Genomic DNA, 15,871 nt, shown 5'->3' on the forward strand with positions numbered 1-15,871 from the left:
TAATAAGTCGCTCCATTTCTGCACGTCATGAGCCGCCAGGTGTATCTCGGGAAGCTGACGCTTTACTGGTGCGATACGTGCAACGTGCCCGTGCTCGGGAAGAAGTGTGCCCGGTGCGGGGCGCCGACCCGTTACGTCGACTGCACGCCGCCCGGCGATATCCGCCCCGCCTTCCCGTTCGACGTCGAGCTGATAAACAAGACGATCGAGGAGAGCTTCGGCCATCCTGATCTGATCCCGGCGGACAAATTAGTCGTGCTCAACAAGGCGCCCTACGAGGACCGGCTCGACGAGATTTTCGTCGACGGCCGCATGTTCGGCGCACTACGTTTTGACCCTTATCGATTACGATGGATGTTCATGCCCCGGGCCTTTGCGGCGAAGCAGATGAACCTGGCCAGGGGCCATGCCACGAAGGGCTTCGTTATCGCCGATAAGGGCGCGGAAAAGCCCCTTCTGGGCAGCTCCAATATGCTCGGCCCGGGCGTGGTCGACTGCGATGAGAACATCCAGGTCGACGACGAGGTCGTCGTTTTCCTGGAGGGCAGGCCCATCGCCGTGGGCCGTGCCAAGATGACCGGCGCCGACATGAAGGAGCGCAAAAAGGGCGTCGCCGTTAAAGTGAGGTGGAACGGCTACGACGACCACCCCGTGCTCAATGGCGGCCAGACGTGGCAGGACGCCGTGGACGCCAATCGAGAGTACTTAATGAGCATCGAGGGCGAGGCCATCGGGTTCGCTAAAAAGGTGGCCGGCCAGTACAGATTACCCGTCACAGTATCATACTCGGGCGGCAAGGACAGCCTGGCAACGCTCCTCCTCGTGAGGAAGGCGCTGCCGGACTTCGACGTGTTGTACATCAACACGGGGCTCGAGTTCCCCGAGACCACGCAGAACGTCCACGACGTCGTAGCGCAATACGGCCTCAGGCTCAAGACGGCTAAGGCCGGTTCCTTCTGGGACGCGGCGCCGAGCTTAGGGCCGCCCTCCGTGGAAGCCCGCTGGTGCTGCAAGGTCTGCAAGCTCGGGCCCATCACCGATCTTATTGAAAATAATTATTCAGACGGGTGCCTGACTTTTATCGGCCAGCGGCGCTACGAGTCCGAAGTACGTGCTAAAAGCCAGCGCATCTGGCAGAACCCGTGGGTGGGCAACCAGGTGAGCGCCTCGCCCATCCAGCACTGGACCGCCCTGCATATCTGGCTTTACTTATTCAGGGAAAAAGCGCCATATAACCCGCTTTACGGGCGCGGCTTCGACCGCATCGGCTGCTGGCTCTGCCCGAGCGCGAGCCTGGCGGACTACGAGTTCGTCAAGTCCCAGTACCCCGAGATGTGGGCTCGCTGGGAAGCGTTCCTTATCGATTATGGTAAAAAGGTCGGCTACCCGGCCGAGTACGTGAAGTACGGCCTGTGGCGCTGGAGGCGCCTGCCCAGACAATGGGAAGAGCTCCGGAAGGCGCTGGGCATCGAGCTCACGGCGCCCGCGGAGGCCTCTGGCGACCTGAGCTTCACTATGGTCGCCGGATACCGGCCCTGTAAAGACGGCTCGGCCACGGCGGAGGGCAATTTTAACATGCCCCTCGACATGGGGCGCATCGAAGGATACTTGCGCCCCATCGGCGAAGTCAGGGATGCCGAAGGCATGCTCTTCGTCACGAGGGACGGCGCAAGCCTCCAGGTATATGCCACCGGCACTGTCGTCGCCCGGGCAAAAGATAAAGAGGCCGCAGCAGCCCTCATGAGCCTGGCCGAGAAGTCCATTCGCCGGGGCATGCTCTGCGTCGGATGCGGGGTCTGCGTGGGCGCCTGCCCCATAAATGCTATAACCAAAGAGAGCCAGAGAGTAACGGTCAGCGAGGCCTGCACCGCGTGCGGCGAATGCGTCGACAGGTGCCCGCTCGTCAAGTTCAAGAGGGAAGCATGATCGCCATTATTGACTACGGCGTTGGAAACCTGAGGAGCGTTGAGAAGGGGTTCGCCTACGTAGGAGTGACCGCGAAGGTCACGGGCGATCCTTCGGTTATTGATGCGGCCGACGCCATCGTGCTCCCCGGCGTGGGCGCGTTCGAGAGCGGGATGAGGCACTTCGAGCCGCTCAGGAAAGCCGTGCTTGGCCGGGTCGACGCCGGCGTGCCGCTGCTGGGCGTGTGCCTGGGGATGCAGATGCTGTATGAGGAAAGCGAGGAGAACGGCCTGCATAAGGGACTGGGCCTGGTAAAGGGCCGCATCACGCGGTTCTCGAACGGCCTCAAAGTGCCCCACATGGGCTGGAACTCGCTCGATATAAAGAAACAGCACCCGCTGCTGGACGGCATAAAGAATAATTCGTTCGTCTATTTCGTGCACTCGTACAAGGCCCCGGCCGGCGAGAACACGGTCGCTTCAGCCGAATACGGCGGGGAGTTCACTGCCGTCGTGTCGGGGGACAGGCCCAACGTAGTGGGCACCCAGTTCCACCCGGAGAAGAGCGGGGACACGGGGCTGCGTATGTTAAAAAATTTTTCCGATTGCATAAAACGGTGAGCTGAATGGACTTTTTAAAGACGATCGACGGGCTGCTCTCAAGGGTATACGCCGACTACATGAAGCTGGGGAAATATTTTGCCGTCGGCGCCGTGGGGACCATTGCAGAATGGTCGCTGTACTCCGGCCTGATCGTCTTCACGCTGCTCGACTACCGGGTGGCGACGGCCGCGGCCTACTTCCTGGGAATGATCATCAACTACACGCTGAACCGCTATTTCACGTTCAACAGCACCTATAAGAAGATACACGTCCAGTTCGCCTCCTTCGCCGCCATCGCGCTCATCGGCCTCGGCATCCAGGAGCTCGTCATGATCGGCGTGATCGGCTATCTGTTCAATAACACGACTTCCGATTCGATACAGATAATCTCGAAGGTCATAGCGACCTTCGTCGGCTTCGTATGGACCTTCATCGCGAATAAAAAGATCACTTTCAAGGTCTTCCAGTAAGGCGCTCAGGCCTTATCTTTTTCTGTCGAGCCCATGAGGACGGAGGATGCGACCTCGAAGATGGCTTTTACTATGAGGTAGGAGCCGCCAACGAGAAAAATGTAATAATAGGGCACCTGAACGGCCAGCGACAGGCCCGTCGCGACGATGAGCGCCATGTCATTCCTGGTGAGGAAGGCGATGACCTTCTCCATGGCGTTCGGGTTGACCTCCGCCGAGTCCATCTCGATGACGATGTTGCCCTTCTGGAATATCTTGATGAGGCTGGACTCCTCGGATATGAGAATGGCTGTAGCTTGAGGGAGGCTGCTGGTGATCCCCGCTGCCGCCGCGTGGCGGGTACCGTAGCCCGGGAGCGTGGTCGACTTCAGCACGCGTGCGCCGAACGCGACAAGCTCGCCCGTCGGGGTAATGATGACGGAGCCGTCGATCGTGGCCAGCTTTTCCACGACAACGTTCATACCCTGCTCCGTGAGCACCGAATTCGAGGTGATCTGGGGATAGTGAGTCTCGTACAGGCCGTCGACGTCACGGCGCTCGGCGATGATGATCAGGCTGCCCTCGCCGCTCCTCGATATGCTCTTCGCTATGCTGAGGACGGCGTTCATGACCATCTCTTCCTGGCCCCGCAATTCAATCGGCGTCTGCGAACTCACTTTTCAGGCCTCTGCGGCTCAAAGCCGCTTTTCTTATTTTAGCATTTATGCTAGAAATACTTGTATACCGGACAGTATATGAATGTCCTGCAAGCCCCCGCCAGTAAGACCATATGATTACTAGGGTATATAACTTATGATTTAGCGGCTTATATAGCAAGTCAAATTAAATAGTATAAGAGCGTTGACGGTCGATAATATGAAAAACAAGCTGGTATTCGCAGGCGTAGTACTGGTGCTCTTCATGATGGGAGCTGCTGCGGGGAGCGTGGTCTATTATGCCCTTTTCCTGGCATCCTGGCTTAACCGGACGGTCATTTACGAATGGATGCCGTCCCTGCTCTTATTAATATTGATCGTACTGGCGGGAGTTACCGGCTATTTCACCTGGCGGTTCATCCGGCAGTGCCGCTACCAGGAGATGCCCGAGATCCAAAGCGATCAGATACTCCCGCTCACGATCATCGTGCCGGCGCTCAACGAGGCACGGGACATCGAGCAGTGCGTGGAAAGCCTGATGGCGGCCGAGTACCCGACGGAAAAGCTGGAGGTCATCATCGCCCACGAGGTGCCGCCGAAATGTACCGACACCACGCCCGAGATCGCAAAAAAGCTTGCGGAGCGGTATAGGAACGTTAAAGCCGTCCCGAACCGGGACGGCCACCGTGGCTCGAAGGCGGGAGCTATCAATAATTGCCTGAGCCAGGCGAAGGGCGAGATCATAGGCATCTACGATGCCGACCATATCGTTGCGAAGGACGCCCTGCTGCGGGCTTCCGCACAGTTCGCGACCAGCCCCGGCCTGGCCTGCCTGGGCGGCAAGGTCATCGTCCGGAACGTGAACTATAACTGGTTCACGGCCCTCGTGGGGAACGAGTCCGCCGTCATCAATAATTTTTCCAGGTACGTCTCCCAGCTTTTCACAGGCCAGCACATGGTCTACGGCTCGAACCTTTTCATAAGGAAGGACGTGCTCGAGAAGATCGGCGGCTTCGACGAGTCCAGCCTCACGGAGGACTGCGACCTGGGCATGAAGCTCATGCAGAGTAACTACGGCATGAGTATGGACTACTCGATCAAAAGCTATGAGCAGCCGGCCATCACGTTCATGGACTGGTGGAACCAGCGCGTGCGCTGGACGTGGGGGGGCATCAGCGTGCTGAAGAAGTACGCGAAGGGCGGCAGCAGCTGGAGCAAGGTCCGCACGTTCCTCATGTACTCGCTGGGCACGACCGGCATCCTGTTCAGCATCGTTCTCCTGGGGTTCGTGGCCTTCATGCTCTTTATGGGCGTGCTCACGCCGGTCATCCTGCTGATCATCGTCGTCCCGCTGTCGGTCCTTTTTGCCGCCGAATCGATCGTGGACTTTTGCGAGGGCCACGGCAGCGTCATCGACATGGTCATATCCATATTCATCCGCCCGTTCATCATCTACGTCTACTCGCTCGTGGGCGTGTACGCGCTCGTCATGGACGCGCTGAGCCGTGAGCGTGTATGGTACACTAGCCAGCGTATATAAAAGTCATTTCTTCTCTTTAGCGCCGGGCTTTTTCTTTTGCCCTCCTTCGGCTTCCCGCTTTTCCCTGCGGGTGCACTTGCGCTCTCCGCATGGTCCTATGCCCAGCGGCCCGGTCCCGTCACGTCCCGGCATAAATGCCTCTGATCACACTTATACCTGCAATGATTTCTGCTTTATCCCCGGAGTATACTTTTTGCCTGAAATACTGCTATCTTTATTGGTGGACTCATGTACAGGTCGATGCTGGGTAACGTGCGTCAGGGCAGTAAGGCCCCGATGTTCAGCGCCCTGGACGTGCGGGGCGACATGTTCGATACGCGGGCGTATCTGGGTAGGAGCAACCTCGTTCTGTTCTTCTACCGGGGCTACTGGTGTGCCACTTGCAGAGAGGAGCTTTTGGGCCTGAAGGGCGAGTATCAGCGCATCTCCACGCAGGACTCGGAGGTAGTTGCCATTTCAAAGGACAGCATAGACGAGGCCAAGAACATGGCAGTGAATCTCCAGTTGCCATACAAGGTGATAAGCGACCCCGATCACCATATCATCGACATGTACGATGTCTATGACAGTGAGAACGAGACGGCTTTCATCACGCTGTTCCTCATCGATAAGGCCGGAGTCGTGCGTTATAAGCGCTCCATCGCAGGGCTCGAGGACGTCATGCCCGCCACCGAGATCGTTAATAAATTAAAAAATCTGGGTTCTGCGTTCTAGACGTTCTCGTTCATGTACCGCCCGCTGTAGCCTTCCTGGCCGGACTCGAGCCTCATGAAGAGCAACTGTATTATCCGGGCGCTTTTTTTAATGCGGAAGCCGCCCTGGTTGTATACGACGAGAAGCGCCTCGCTGCGGCCCCGGTATCCGGCGTCCCAGACGGCCGTGTGCACGCTCACGCCCATCCTCAGGAGGCTGGACCTCGGGAGGCCTATGGCACAGACATCCTTCGGGATGGACACGACCTCGTTGAAGACCACTTTATAACATCCGGGCGCCAGTAATAGCCACCCGTCCCTGCCCCACTCCAGGGGCTTTGTCGAGGGCAAAGCCCGGTCGTCGTTGGAAAAGCCGATGCCGCCGGCGCCTTCGAAGGCCTCGATCTTTCCGGCGGTGAGCTCAAAGCCGTTCGGCTGTACCTGCGCCTGCGCGTCGACGGCGCCCTCGACCAGCGAGTCAAGGAGTTTTATAAGTTCTGTCTTTCCGAGGATCATCGGTCTTTATCCCCTCGTCGAAGGTCAGCACGTGCGGCTTGATGTCCAGGACGGGCGTTCCGTCAATGGCATCCAGGCCCTCGACTACCAGCCTGTTGCCCTCAACGGACTTGAGCCTTGCGACCGTAACGCCGATCGGGTTGGGCCGGAACTGGCTCCTGGTGTTGAACACGCCGGTGATGGGTCTCGCCTGGTCGCCCCTCGGGTGAAGGCGGAGCCTGTAGCCGTCGACCTCGTGGAAATAAAAAATTATGGTGATGAGGTCGTTCTTATCGAGGTCCATCAGGCCATCCTCGTACTTTTTATCCAGGATGATCTCTGACGTCTGCGTCTGGAGGACTTCCGTGTGCGTGTCCAGGCTGGATCTATTGTGCACGTAGCCTATAGGCGTAAAATTGATGCTCATGTCATCTCCCGGCCATATTGCCCAATATCCAATTGTCGCTTAAAAAATATAATTTATTGGTGCGACTGAGGCTTAGGCAGAAGCGGGTAGAGCCACCCTGCAAATGAGGCGGGCGATCGTGTCTGTATGTATATTTTGCCGGGCCCTCTCATGCGTAGCACCAGGCCCTCGCCGCTCAGCACGGTGGACTTAATGCCGCCGACCCTTTCCACGCTGTAGGTGATCCCCTGCTGGAATGCGACCAGGTTGCCCGTGTCCACCTTGATCTCCTCGCCGGGCTGCAGGTCGACGGGGTGGATGGCCCCGAAGGAGGATATGAACAGGTCACCCTGGCCAAAGATGCGTAAGAAGAACAGGCTCTCGCCGGAGAACAGGCCCTTTGCGCCCTGAAACTTCGTGTCAATGCTCAGGCCTGGCGTGGAGCATAGGTACGACCCGCCCTGGACGAGCCATTCCCCGCTCATCGGGATGTGCTCGACGTCGCCCGTGTAAGCGGGGCCGAACGTGATGACGCCCTTCCCCTGCTGGCAAATAAAGGTGTTCTGGAAGAAGGACTCGCCGCCGAGGACGGTCCTCTTCAGGGAAGATAGCAGGCCGCCCTTTGCGGTGGTCTGGATCTCGATGTTCGGGGTCATGCTGACCATGGCCCCGGCCTCGGAGCTCATCGACTCGCCGGCGTCCATCTCGACTTTCAGGAGCGAGTACACCGGCCTGTATAGTATCTCGTACTTCATAGTGATTCCTCAGATCCTTATCTTGCGGGTATAGCCAGGATGTTCAGGCCTGCCTCGAAGCTGCAGCCTTTCCCTGCCCAGGTATCGTTACCGTAAGGGTCGGTATAGACGTCCACGCGGAGCAGGTATTTGCCGGGCGGCGCATCGGGCTTTACCTTGAAGCCCACTGTGCGGAATATCTTGTCTCCCGGGTCGAGCAGCACGACGTCGACGCGCTCGCTCTCGTATAGCATGTATCCGGTCCCGCTATCGTTCCGGCATATCGCGCGTATCTTGATGCGGTCGACGGACGCGTTCGATATGTCGACGACCGTCAGGTGAGTGACGTACGTATCGTTGATGTAGGCGTACTGGCCGCCGAGGTCGCTATAAACAAGATCGACGCTGAGCGAGTCCGCGGTCATGCTCTTTTCGACGTGAACCATGTAGTTAGGGGCATACTGGTCGAGGGGAGAAATGGACGACTGTATGTCCAGGTCCGGTGTGACCGTAGGCGCAGGAGCAGGCGTGGGCACGGGCGTGGGCTCCGGGGTGGGCGTCGGAGTTGACGTAGGCATAGGAGTAGGCGTGATCACTACGGAAGGCACTGCTGTGGGCGTGTTAGTGGGCACGGCGGCGCCCGATGACAGGACAAGATATACCAGTATGGCGCCGATGTCCAGTAGCGCGAATAACGCGATGGCGGCTAGAACGGCGGTCCGGTGTTCCTCGATAAAGTTCAGTATTTCAGGGATCATGTGAAGGCCTCACGCTCGCTCAAAGCGCCTATCGACCATTAGCCCTTACACATAATAAACGTTCGCAGCCCATAAAATTTTTAAAAAGGCAGGGCGCATTGTCTCACATATGACACTGCGCGATACGCTGGTCGGCCTGGGTTATGCTATAGCGTATCGTGCGGCTCTACTCTTCTTCAGCCTCTCGAAGCTGCCCGTCGCGGGCAGGCTTTTCGAGGCCCCGGTCGCCGCCCGGCGGTTCACGGTCGTGACGGTGCCCATGAACGCGAAGCTCCGGGAGACGTCGGCCATACTACCCTTCGACATGATAAGGCAGCTGGTCGATTCAGCAGCTTACGTGGCGATCGCCGATAACTGCGTCTGCAGGGAGGCGCACAACTGCAAGGACTACCCGGCCAGCCCCGGCTGCGTGTACCTGGGCGATGGGGCCCGGTCCATTAAATACCGGACAAGGCAGGCGACGAAACAGGAGGCCCTGGAGTGGCTCGAAAGGGCCCGGTCCCTGGGTCTCGTCACCAACGTGGTCTGGTCGTCCGTCGAGTTCGAGGCCATCGGCGCGAACCCGTCCCGCACGGTGGAGATATGCTCCTGCTGCCCGTGCTGCTGCCTGATGTTCAAGACGAGGGACGCCTCTAAGGCGTACCTGGACAATATCCTGGGTTTCGGCACGGCCCGCGTCACGAGCGCCGACTCCTGCACCCGCTGCACGAACTGCGAGGCCGCCTGTCCCTTCAAGGCGATAAAGGTGGATATGCACGAGGGCCCGGCGGTCGATATGACACGCTGCAAAGGATGCGGCCGGTGCGTGGACGCCTGCCGTGCCGGAGTGTTGAAAGTATTTCCGGATGAAGATCCCGCCGCCATTACCGATACATGCGACCATAGCACGCCGAATGCCCGCGATCTTGTGGAGCGCTTCCTCGGCATGGTCAAATAATATTTTCAGAGCGCTTTCCACATAGTATATTAACATGTACACACATGGTATCACTGGAGTGAAAGTTTGCATTAATATGACCAAAGACCTTCTCCTGTGGGACCAGACGATATTCAAAGAACAGGAATACTTCGAGCTGGACTTTTTGCCTGAGAACCTGCTGCACCGGGACGCCCAGATGCGCTCCCTCAAGTTCAGCGTATCGCCCGCTCTCCGGGGCTCGACACCCCTGAACGCCTACTGCAGAGGCGCCCCCGGCACGGGCAAAACGTCTGCCGTGCTGAAAGTATTCTCCGAGCTTGAAAACGCCACCCAGAAGGTCGTGCCGGTCTACATCAACTGCCAGGTGGACTCCACGCGGTACGCCATCTTCGCCCAGATATTTAAAAAATTGTTCGGCTACCCGCCCCCGTCCTCGGGCATCTCCTTTAAAAAATTGTTCTCCCAGATCGCGAAGCATCTCGTAGAAAAGAAGCGCGTCTTAATTGTAGCGCTGGACGATTTTAACTACCTGATGGCGAGCAAGGAGGCCGACGAAGTGCTATACTCGCTGCTGCGCATGCACGAGGTGCAGCCGGGCGCCAAGGTGGGCGTGATCACCATCCTCAGCGACCTGACCCTGGACATGGTGAGGGACCTGACGCCCCAGGTACAGTCGGTGTTCCTTCCCGAGGAGATCGCCTTCCCCCAGTACTCGCCCGAAGAGATCAAGGACATCCTGAAGTACCGCGTCAGGTACGGCTTCATGCAGGGCGTCATCTCCGACGAGCTGATCGACATCGTCACGGGCTATACCGCGGACACCGGCGACCTGCGCGTGGGCATCAACATGCTCAAGCGCGCCGGCCTGAACGCCGAGCGCCGGGCCAGCCGCGCCATATCGAAGGAGGATATCGAGAAGGCTTACGAGGGCTCCCGGTACATACACCTGAACTATACGATCAGGAACCTCAAGAAGGAGGAAAAGGTCCTTTTAAAGTGCATCGTGGCCTCGGGCAAGGAAGAGATGATGTCCGGGGAGCTGTACGAGTGTTTCAAGGAGAAGACCGACCTCGGGTACACGTCGTTCTACGAGATGGTGAACCGGCTCGAGGGCCTGAAGATACTCTCCCTGAATACGACGGGCAAGGGCACTCGCGGGCAGAGCCGGCTGGTGTCGCTCATGTACGACCCCGGCGAGGTCGAGAAGCGCATCGACGTCTGATCAGACGTCGTCTAATTAGACGACATAATAGCCCCACGTCGCCCATAGCGCCATGAGCAGGCCCTGGAGAAGCGCCATTGCGATAGTGGCCGTATCGTCGAAGTCCCTGTTCTCTCCCAGTTTTGCGAAGACGATGAACAGCGGAAAGGCGAGTACGACGTACCGGGCCATGCTCCAGGCGGACGAGGGCGTCGACAGGGGTATTAAAATTAAAAGCAGCCCGTAGAGCCATAAGGAAAAGCCCACTTTTTTATAAGACAGTAGCATGACGATGAGCGCTATGAGCGTGAAGCACGCGCCGAACAGCACTTCCGTGCTGGCGGGCGTTATGAGCCTGTACCCCAGCTCCATAATGGGGTTCACGAGATGGCCTCCCCAGGCTGACTGCACGTGGACAAAGGCCAGAGGGTCGCCCATCAGGTAATAGCAATACAGGGCGTAGGCCGATATGCCCGCCGGGATGAGGAGCATGTACAGGGCGTCCGCCCTGATGTTTTGCAGCTTAAACTCCTTAGACCTGAGGTACTCATAGAGGACAGGCAGGATGATGATGACCCCGTAGGGGCGGGTGAGCGCCGTGAAGAATCCCAGGGCGCCGGTGAATATCCAGTTACCTTTTTTCGCGTAGTAGAGGCAGGCCAGGCTCAGCGCCAGGAACAGCGACTCAGTGAGTATGCCCGACAGGACGAACGCCGTAGGGAACAGGAAGAGGTACTTGATCGAGCGCATCGCCGTCCGCTCGTCGCTGTCAAGGCCGACAATCCTGTAGAGGTAAAAGCAGGCGATGAGCAGGCACACGCTGGAAATGATGAAGCCAGAGAGCGCGGGGTCATTGAGGACCGTATCGAGGATGCGCATCAGCAGCGGGTAGAGGGGGAAAAAGGCGTAATTGGCCATCTTCGTCCTGTCGACGGGTATGAAGTACCCGTACTGGGCGATGTCGATGTAGTTGACGGAATCCCACACTTTCCAGATACGCAGGAACTCGGAAGGCATGCTGAGCTTCACGTGCGCGATATGCTGGTAGGCGATGAACCCTATGACCGTGAGCACGGCCCTGGTGGTCACGAAAAGGGTCAGCGTATAGGCGAGCCATGCCGGCACCTGTTTAAATCGGGCAGGGCGCTCCGGCTTTTCTGCTATCCGTGTTGTCACTAGCTCCTGCCGATGACCCGACGATGCCGCCATGCTTATACACCCGATATCAGGGCGCTTAAGCGTGCATCATATAAAACGTTAATGTACTGACTTCCTGTCCTTTGATATGATATCGGTGTACCACTCCTCCACCCTCTCGTACTCGCCCGTGGCGTTCGCGATACGGACGGCGATGGAGTGATAGCATACGCCGCCCTTGACGGAGAGGCGGTACAAATAATCGTTACAGGTGCAGAAATCTTCCTCGACGATGTAGTCGCCCGTGGACCCCTGTACGACGAAGAAGTCCTTATATTTCTTTATCTTTCCGGACCTCACGGTCTCTATTGCCTTTTTTCCCCGGGCGCCGAACTCCAGGGCGAGGCGCTTTTCGTTCTCGGGCGTGAGGCCATCTTTTTCAATGTCATCGAATATGCTCAACTTCGCTTTCCATCCTTTTGTATCGTTTTTATTCCGGGCGGGTCGTCGATGAAGACCGCCGGGACCGTGCGGCTCAGCCGTTCCGCCAGCGCTTTCATCGCGGGCGCTTCCGTAAAATAGTGTGGGGCGCTTACCAGCGCCACATCGCCGCGGCCCAGTATGACGTCGTGCTTCAGCTCGGAAGAGAGGAGCACGTCCACGTCCGCCTTTCTCGCCTCGTCCAGCGCCAGCCTGAACCCGCTGCCCGAGACGACCACGGCTCGCCTCACGCTTCGCTCGTCATCGCCGACGTACTCGACGTCACACCCCAGCCTCTCCGACGCCAGCGAGGCGAACCGGCCCAGGCTCATTTCCGGCACGTTCCCGGCCCTTCCGCCGTAAAATACCACTGTGTCAGACAGGCCCAGGAGCTCCGCGAGCGCATCGTTCACGCCGCCCGGAGCGTTATCGTAGTTCGTATGCATGGAGTACAGGGACATGCCGCTATCCAGAAGCAGCTTAAGACGTACGGCCAGATCTTCGTTAATGACGTTCACCGGGTCCCATATGAGCGTATGGTGCGTGACCAGCGCCTGCGCTCCCTCCTCCACGGCCCGCCGGATCACGTATGGCGTGGGGTCCAGCGCCGTCGCTACCATATCAACATCCTCCGCGCCCTTCACGATCAGGCCGATCCGGCCCGCGTCGAACTCTTCCGCCAGGGCAGGCGGGGCGATCTCCTCCAGCCTGGAAACGAGGTCACTGAGCTTCATTCACACACAAGTAACACTCCTCCGGATAAAAATATAGCCTTTTAGTGAGCGCGGCAAAAATATTTGGCGTAATCACATTTGATTAACACCGGGCACAAAGTTAATATTGCCAAAAGCCTACTCATCCTAGATGCAAGAAAGCCTGGTGGACAATTACGGCAGAAGGGTGACGAGCCTCAGGATGTCGCTCACCAACAGGTGCAACCTTCAGTGCATCTACTGCCACAACGAGGGCGAGTCGGGCTCGGGCGGGGAGATCACCGTGGACGAGATCGCCCGCCTGGTGCGCATAGCCACGAAGTACGGCGTCGACCGGGTAAAGTTCTCCGGCGGAGAGCCGCTCCTTAGAACGGACCTCGAGGACATCCTGAGGGCGCTGCCGCCGCTGAAGGACATTTCGCTTACGACGAACGGCACGCTTCTGGCCCCGCGGGCTAAGGGCCTCAAGGAGGCCGGGCTCGACCGGGTCAACATCAGCCTCGATACGATGGACAGCGGCCGTTTCGACCTCATCACCCAGCGTAAAGGCCAGTTCAGCAGGGTCATGGACGGCATCAACGCCGCCATCGATGCCGGGCTGACGCCCGTGAAGCTCAACATGGTCTACCTGAAAGGCATTAACGAGGACGAGATCGAGCGCATGATCGAGTTCATCCGCGGCAGGCCTCTCGTTCTTCAGGTCATCGAGCTCATGAATTTCAAGGGCGCCTTCAAGTATCATGCGGACATCTCCGCTCTGGAGCATTCTCTAAAGGCCAGGGCGGACGACTATAAATGCAGGGAGATGCACCGCCGCACCAAGTATTACCTGAACGGCGCCGAAGTGGAGATCGTGCGCCCCATCGATAATTCCGAGTTCTGCATGAACTGTAACCGGCTCCGTGTCACTTCCGACTTCAAGCTTAAGCCCTGTCTGCTTCGCAACGATAATCTCGTTAGTCTGCGGGGGCTTGACGATGAGGGCCTCGAAAAGGCACTGCGGTATACTGTGGGCATCCGGGAGCCGTTCTTCAAGGCTGCGCCCGTCGCCATGCCTAAAAAATCCGAAAAAGTCCCCTCGGAAAATTGAATATTTTTTTACAGGTGCTCAACCCGAATATTCCCTGTCTTACCGATCGTCTCAAAGGTCGTCTTCTCGCCCACGCGCTTGAACTCGATACTGATCTTCTCGTTGCCAACGACCATGTTCTTGATCGTCACCAGGCCCAGCCAGTCGGGCAGCGTGGGGTTCACGTAAAGGACATTATTGGGCGCGTCCGGGTAGAGGCCCAGCATGGTCTGAATGAACAGGACGATGCTCCCCGAGGCCCAGGCCTGGGGGCTGCAGGTCGAATGATAGATGACCGGAGCCTTATCCTCCTCCCTCGGGTAGCCGCTAAATAGCTCGGGCAGCCTGTAGTCGAAGTGCTTGCTGGCTTCGATGAGGGACGTGATGACGTGGTTCGCCTCCTTCGCGTAGCCGTACTTCTTCAGTCCCCACGCGATGAGCGAATTATCGTGCGGCCAGATGGAGCCGTTATGGTAGCTTTCCGGATCGTAAGCCGCCTCCTTCGAGGACAGCGTACGTATGCCCCAGCCGGAGAACATCTCGGGCTGCATGAACCGCTTTACAATAGTGTCCGCCCGGCTCTCCGGGATGATGCCCGACCAGAAGCCGTGGCCAGGGTTGCTGGTGATCGAGTTCACCTGGCGCTTATCCTTGTCCAGCGCCTCGGCATAAAAGTCGTTCTCGCGCATCCAGAATATATCCTCGAACCGGTCCCTGAGCGGGGCGCTCTCCGAGAGCATTTTCCGCGCGAGGTCGCCGTCCGGGTACAGGCCTGCGAAGCGCTTTTTCGCGTCGTACGCGTAGCCCTGCACCTCCGAGAGGGCGATGGGCGGCGCTGCCAGCCGGCCGTCGGCGAACACGATGGAGTTGTGCGAGTCTTTCCAGCCCTGGTTCACCAGGCCCAGCCGCTCCGACATGCGGATATACTCCACGAAGCCGTCCCGGTCGATGTCCCCATAATCGTCGATCCAGCTCACCGCCGCCTCGGCGCCCGCCTTCAGGTCCGAGAGAATGCCCGGGTCGGCTGTCCAGTGATAGTACTCCGACAGCAGGACCAGGTACAGCAGCGTCGCGTCGATCGTGCCGTAGTACGGCGTGTGCGGGATGTGATGCAGGTTCGCCAGCTCGCCCTCCCGGATCTCGTGCAGGATCTTGCCGGGCTGTTCGTCGGTCCACGGGTCCACCTTTGTACCCTGGTACAGCGTAAGGAATCTCAGCGTCGACGCTGACAGGGACGGGTTGAGCATCAGCGTCTGAAAACAGGTGATCAGGCTGTCCCGGCCGAAGATGGTGTCATACCACGGTATGCCGGCGGCAGGGACCAGCAGGTCCTTTTTCGTGTTGATGATGAGCGACCGCAGGTCCAGTATGCACGTCTCGATGACGTTGTTCATGACCTCGCTGTCGGTGGAGATCTGCGTCAGTCCGCGCTGCCAGCGGTCGTAGGACTCCTCGATCTCCTTCTTGGCTTCCACGAACTCCTGGCGAATGACGGGCACTCCGCCCATCGTCATGACCACCTCGACGTCGATCTCCCGCGTTTCGTATGGCGCTATCTCGATGTCGAAGATGGCCGTGTCCCAGAAGATCTCGGGCGAGGGCTTGAAGTAAAATTCGGTGCGCCGGATAACGTTATCGAGACCCTCGTAGCGCAGGATGATGTTCTTCCCCTCGTCGCCCTCGATGATGGCCCTCAGTCCCTTACGGTGGAGGTTCACGCCCTTCACTTCGAAGATGTCTCGAAAATCAGTGTCGTAAGAAAGCGAGAGCTTCAATTTTACGGGGAAGCCATTCGTATTTTTGATGAACATCTTCTCGTAAAAGTTCGTGCTGATGAACATCGTGCGGAGAATATGAAGCGTGCCCTCGGGTATGGCCTCTCCGTTGGACTTGAGCTCCGGGTTCGTGAGGGAGATGTTGGCGATATAGCCCTTACGGGTAAAGCTCAGCGGTATGAGGGGCTTGCCGTCGAGCTGCAGCCAGTACAGGTTCAGGTACCGCGTGTCCGACCTGAACAGGCCCAGCGGCGTGCCTCGCGGCACGTTCCCGCTACTATCGGTGACCATGAAGGTCGTGCCCTCGTTGATGACGATAGTCGCTTCCATAATGATCGGC

General features: G+C 58.3%; 18 protein-coding genes. 8 read left to right on the forward strand and 10 right to left on the reverse strand.

Going from position 1 to position 15,871, the window contains the following annotated elements:
* Positions 1-27: 27 nt before the first annotated feature.
* From MCP_RS03250 to MCP_RS03260, 3 genes are read left to right on the forward strand one after another with little or no spacing between them, the layout of a single operon-like run.
* The gene (locus MCP_RS03250) at positions 28-1,926 is read left to right on the forward strand and encodes a phosphoadenosine phosphosulfate reductase family protein (RefSeq protein ID WP_012899390.1); all 1,899 of its coding nucleotides are present in this window, start codon (positions 28-30) and stop codon (positions 1,924-1,926) included.
* Positions 1,923-2,525: an imidazole glycerol phosphate synthase subunit HisH gene (gene hisH, locus MCP_RS03255; protein ID WP_012899391.1), complete on the forward strand. Its 603-nt coding sequence runs from the start codon at positions 1,923-1,925 to the stop codon at positions 2,523-2,525. The genes MCP_RS03250 and hisH overlap by 4 nt, the downstream gene beginning before the upstream one ends.
* A gap of 5 nt (positions 2,526-2,530) precedes the next feature.
* Positions 2,531-2,977: a GtrA family protein gene (locus MCP_RS03260; protein WP_012899392.1), complete on the forward strand. Its 447-nt coding sequence runs from the start codon at positions 2,531-2,533 to the stop codon at positions 2,975-2,977.
* Between the two features lie 5 nt (positions 2,978-2,982).
* Here MCP_RS03260 and MCP_RS03265 read toward each other — a convergent pair whose 3' ends face one another.
* Positions 2,983-3,633, reverse strand: coding sequence for a DNA integrity scanning protein DisA nucleotide-binding domain protein (locus tag MCP_RS03265; protein ID WP_012899393.1), 651 nt, complete (start codon positions 3,631-3,633; stop codon positions 2,983-2,985).
* Positions 3,634-3,832: 199 nt separating this feature from the next.
* Here MCP_RS03265 and MCP_RS03270 point away from each other — a divergent pair, with 199 nt between their 5' ends.
* Positions 3,833-5,152, forward strand: a complete 1,320-nt coding sequence (locus MCP_RS03270) for a glycosyltransferase (RefSeq protein WP_128859914.1) — start codon at positions 3,833-3,835, stop codon at positions 5,150-5,152.
* Positions 5,153-5,155: 3 nt separating this feature from the next.
* Here MCP_RS03270 and MCP_RS16120 read toward each other — a convergent pair whose 3' ends face one another.
* Positions 5,156-5,284 carry a hypothetical protein gene (locus MCP_RS16120; RefSeq protein ID WP_269445996.1) on the reverse strand — a complete coding sequence of 43 codons (129 nt, stop codon included), beginning with the start codon at positions 5,282-5,284 and terminating at the stop codon, positions 5,156-5,158.
* Positions 5,285-5,380: 96 nt separating this feature from the next.
* On the opposite strand from MCP_RS16120, the gene MCP_RS03275 reads away from it, so the two are divergent.
* Positions 5,381-5,866, forward strand: coding sequence for a peroxiredoxin family protein (locus tag MCP_RS03275; protein ID WP_012899395.1), 486 nt, complete (start codon positions 5,381-5,383; stop codon positions 5,864-5,866).
* On the opposite strand, the gene MCP_RS03280 is transcribed toward MCP_RS03275, so the two are convergent.
* From MCP_RS03280 to MCP_RS15925, 4 genes are read right to left on the reverse strand one after another with little or no spacing between them, the layout of a single operon-like run.
* A complete protein-coding gene (locus MCP_RS03280) occupies positions 5,863-6,360 on the reverse strand; it encodes a deoxyuridine 5'-triphosphate nucleotidohydrolase (protein ID WP_012899396.1) in 498 nt (165 codons plus the stop codon). The two genes, MCP_RS03275 and MCP_RS03280, sit on opposite strands and share 4 nt — an antisense overlap.
* Positions 6,323-6,766 carry a tRNA (N6-threonylcarbamoyladenosine(37)-N6)-methyltransferase TrmO gene (gene tsaA, locus MCP_RS03285; RefSeq protein WP_012899397.1) on the reverse strand — a complete coding sequence of 148 codons (444 nt, stop codon included), beginning with the start codon at positions 6,764-6,766 and terminating at the stop codon, positions 6,323-6,325. Before tsaA ends, MCP_RS03280 begins: the two co-directional genes overlap by 38 nt.
* A gap of 53 nt (positions 6,767-6,819) precedes the next feature.
* Positions 6,820-7,500, reverse strand: a complete 681-nt coding sequence (locus MCP_RS03290; protein ID WP_012899398.1) for a TIGR00266 family protein — start codon at positions 7,498-7,500, stop codon at positions 6,820-6,822.
* Between the two features lie 17 nt (positions 7,501-7,517).
* Positions 7,518-8,237: a hypothetical protein gene (locus tag MCP_RS15925; RefSeq protein ID WP_012899399.1), complete on the reverse strand. Its 720-nt coding sequence runs from the start codon at positions 8,235-8,237 to the stop codon at positions 7,518-7,520.
* A gap of 109 nt (positions 8,238-8,346) precedes the next feature.
* On the opposite strand from MCP_RS15925, the gene MCP_RS03305 reads away from it, so the two are divergent.
* Positions 8,347-9,174 (forward strand): 4Fe-4S binding protein, encoded by an 828-nt coding sequence (locus MCP_RS03305; protein ID WP_012899400.1) that lies wholly within the window; start codon positions 8,347-8,349, stop codon positions 9,172-9,174.
* Between the two features lie 76 nt (positions 9,175-9,250).
* On the forward strand, positions 9,251-10,378 hold the full coding sequence (locus tag MCP_RS03310; protein WP_012899401.1) for an ORC1-type DNA replication protein: 1,128 nt from the start codon (positions 9,251-9,253) through the stop codon (positions 10,376-10,378).
* 15 nt (positions 10,379-10,393) lie between these two features.
* Here MCP_RS03310 and MCP_RS03315 read toward each other — a convergent pair whose 3' ends face one another.
* From MCP_RS03315 to MCP_RS03325, 3 genes are read right to left on the reverse strand one after another with little or no spacing between them, the layout of a single operon-like run.
* Positions 10,394-11,566, reverse strand: a complete 1,173-nt coding sequence (locus tag MCP_RS03315; RefSeq protein ID WP_012899402.1) for a glycosyltransferase family 39 protein — start codon at positions 11,564-11,566, stop codon at positions 10,394-10,396.
* Positions 11,567-11,614: 48 nt separating this feature from the next.
* The gene (locus tag MCP_RS03320) at positions 11,615-11,956 is read right to left on the reverse strand and encodes an SWIM zinc finger family protein (RefSeq protein WP_012899403.1); all 342 of its coding nucleotides are present in this window, start codon (positions 11,954-11,956) and stop codon (positions 11,615-11,617) included.
* On the reverse strand, positions 11,953-12,708 hold the full coding sequence (locus tag MCP_RS03325; protein ID WP_012899404.1) for a Nif3-like dinuclear metal center hexameric protein: 756 nt from the start codon (positions 12,706-12,708) through the stop codon (positions 11,953-11,955). The genes MCP_RS03320 and MCP_RS03325 overlap by 4 nt, the downstream gene beginning before the upstream one ends.
* Before the next feature lie 130 nt (positions 12,709-12,838).
* Here MCP_RS03325 and moaA point away from each other — a divergent pair, with 130 nt between their 5' ends.
* Complete coding sequence (gene moaA / locus MCP_RS03330) at positions 12,839-13,777, forward strand: GTP 3',8-cyclase MoaA (RefSeq protein WP_012899405.1); 939 nt, start codon at positions 12,839-12,841, stop codon at positions 13,775-13,777.
* An 8-nt stretch (positions 13,778-13,785) separates the two neighbouring features.
* On the opposite strand, the gene MCP_RS03335 is transcribed toward moaA, so the two are convergent.
* Positions 13,786-15,861: an amylo-alpha-1,6-glucosidase gene (locus MCP_RS03335; protein ID WP_012899406.1), complete on the reverse strand. Its 2,076-nt coding sequence runs from the start codon at positions 15,859-15,861 to the stop codon at positions 13,786-13,788.
* Positions 15,862-15,871 lie beyond the last annotated feature (10 nt).

The sequence above is a fragment of the Methanocella paludicola SANAE genome (genome assembly GCF_000011005.1).
Lineage (GTDB): Archaea > Halobacteriota > Methanocellia > Methanocellales > Methanocellaceae > Methanocella > Methanocella paludicola.

What these genes read in the sequence shown, in the direction of transcription:
- MCP_RS03250 (WP_012899390.1), top strand. Translation starts at nt 28, where the DNA reads ATGAGCCGCCAGGTGTATCTCGGGAAGCTGACGCTTTACTGGTGCGAT.
- hisH (WP_012899391.1), top strand. Translation starts at nt 1,923, where the DNA reads ATGATCGCCATTATTGACTACGGCGTTGGAAACCTGAGGAGCGTTGAG.
- MCP_RS03260 (WP_012899392.1), top strand. Translation starts at nt 2,531, where the DNA reads ATGGACTTTTTAAAGACGATCGACGGGCTGCTCTCAAGGGTATACGCC.
- MCP_RS03270 (WP_128859914.1), top strand. Translation starts at nt 3,833, where the DNA reads ATGAAAAACAAGCTGGTATTCGCAGGCGTAGTACTGGTGCTCTTCATG.
- MCP_RS16120 (WP_269445996.1), bottom strand. Translation starts at nt 5,284, where the DNA reads ATGCCGGGACGTGACGGGACCGGGCCGCTGGGCATAGGACCATGCGGA.
- MCP_RS03275 (WP_012899395.1), top strand. Translation starts at nt 5,381, where the DNA reads ATGTACAGGTCGATGCTGGGTAACGTGCGTCAGGGCAGTAAGGCCCCG.
- MCP_RS03280 (WP_012899396.1), bottom strand. Translation starts at nt 6,360, where the DNA reads ATGATCCTCGGAAAGACAGAACTTATAAAACTCCTTGACTCGCTGGTC.
- tsaA (WP_012899397.1), bottom strand. Translation starts at nt 6,766, where the DNA reads ATGAGCATCAATTTTACGCCTATAGGCTACGTGCACAATAGATCCAGC.
- MCP_RS03290 (WP_012899398.1), bottom strand. Translation starts at nt 7,500, where the DNA reads ATGAAGTACGAGATACTATACAGGCCGGTGTACTCGCTCCTGAAAGTC.
- MCP_RS15925 (WP_012899399.1), bottom strand. Translation starts at nt 8,237, where the DNA reads ATGATCCCTGAAATACTGAACTTTATCGAGGAACACCGGACCGCCGTT.
- MCP_RS03305 (WP_012899400.1), top strand. Translation starts at nt 8,347, where the DNA reads ATGACACTGCGCGATACGCTGGTCGGCCTGGGTTATGCTATAGCGTAT.
- MCP_RS03310 (WP_012899401.1), top strand. Translation starts at nt 9,251, where the DNA reads ATGACCAAAGACCTTCTCCTGTGGGACCAGACGATATTCAAAGAACAG.
- MCP_RS03315 (WP_012899402.1), bottom strand. Translation starts at nt 11,566, where the DNA reads ATGGCGGCATCGTCGGGTCATCGGCAGGAGCTAGTGACAACACGGATA.
- MCP_RS03325 (WP_012899404.1), bottom strand. Translation starts at nt 12,708, where the DNA reads ATGAAGCTCAGTGACCTCGTTTCCAGGCTGGAGGAGATCGCCCCGCCT.
- moaA (WP_012899405.1), top strand. Translation starts at nt 12,839, where the DNA reads ATGCAAGAAAGCCTGGTGGACAATTACGGCAGAAGGGTGACGAGCCTC.
- MCP_RS03335 (WP_012899406.1), bottom strand. Translation starts at nt 15,861, where the DNA reads ATGGAAGCGACTATCGTCATCAACGAGGGCACGACCTTCATGGTCACC.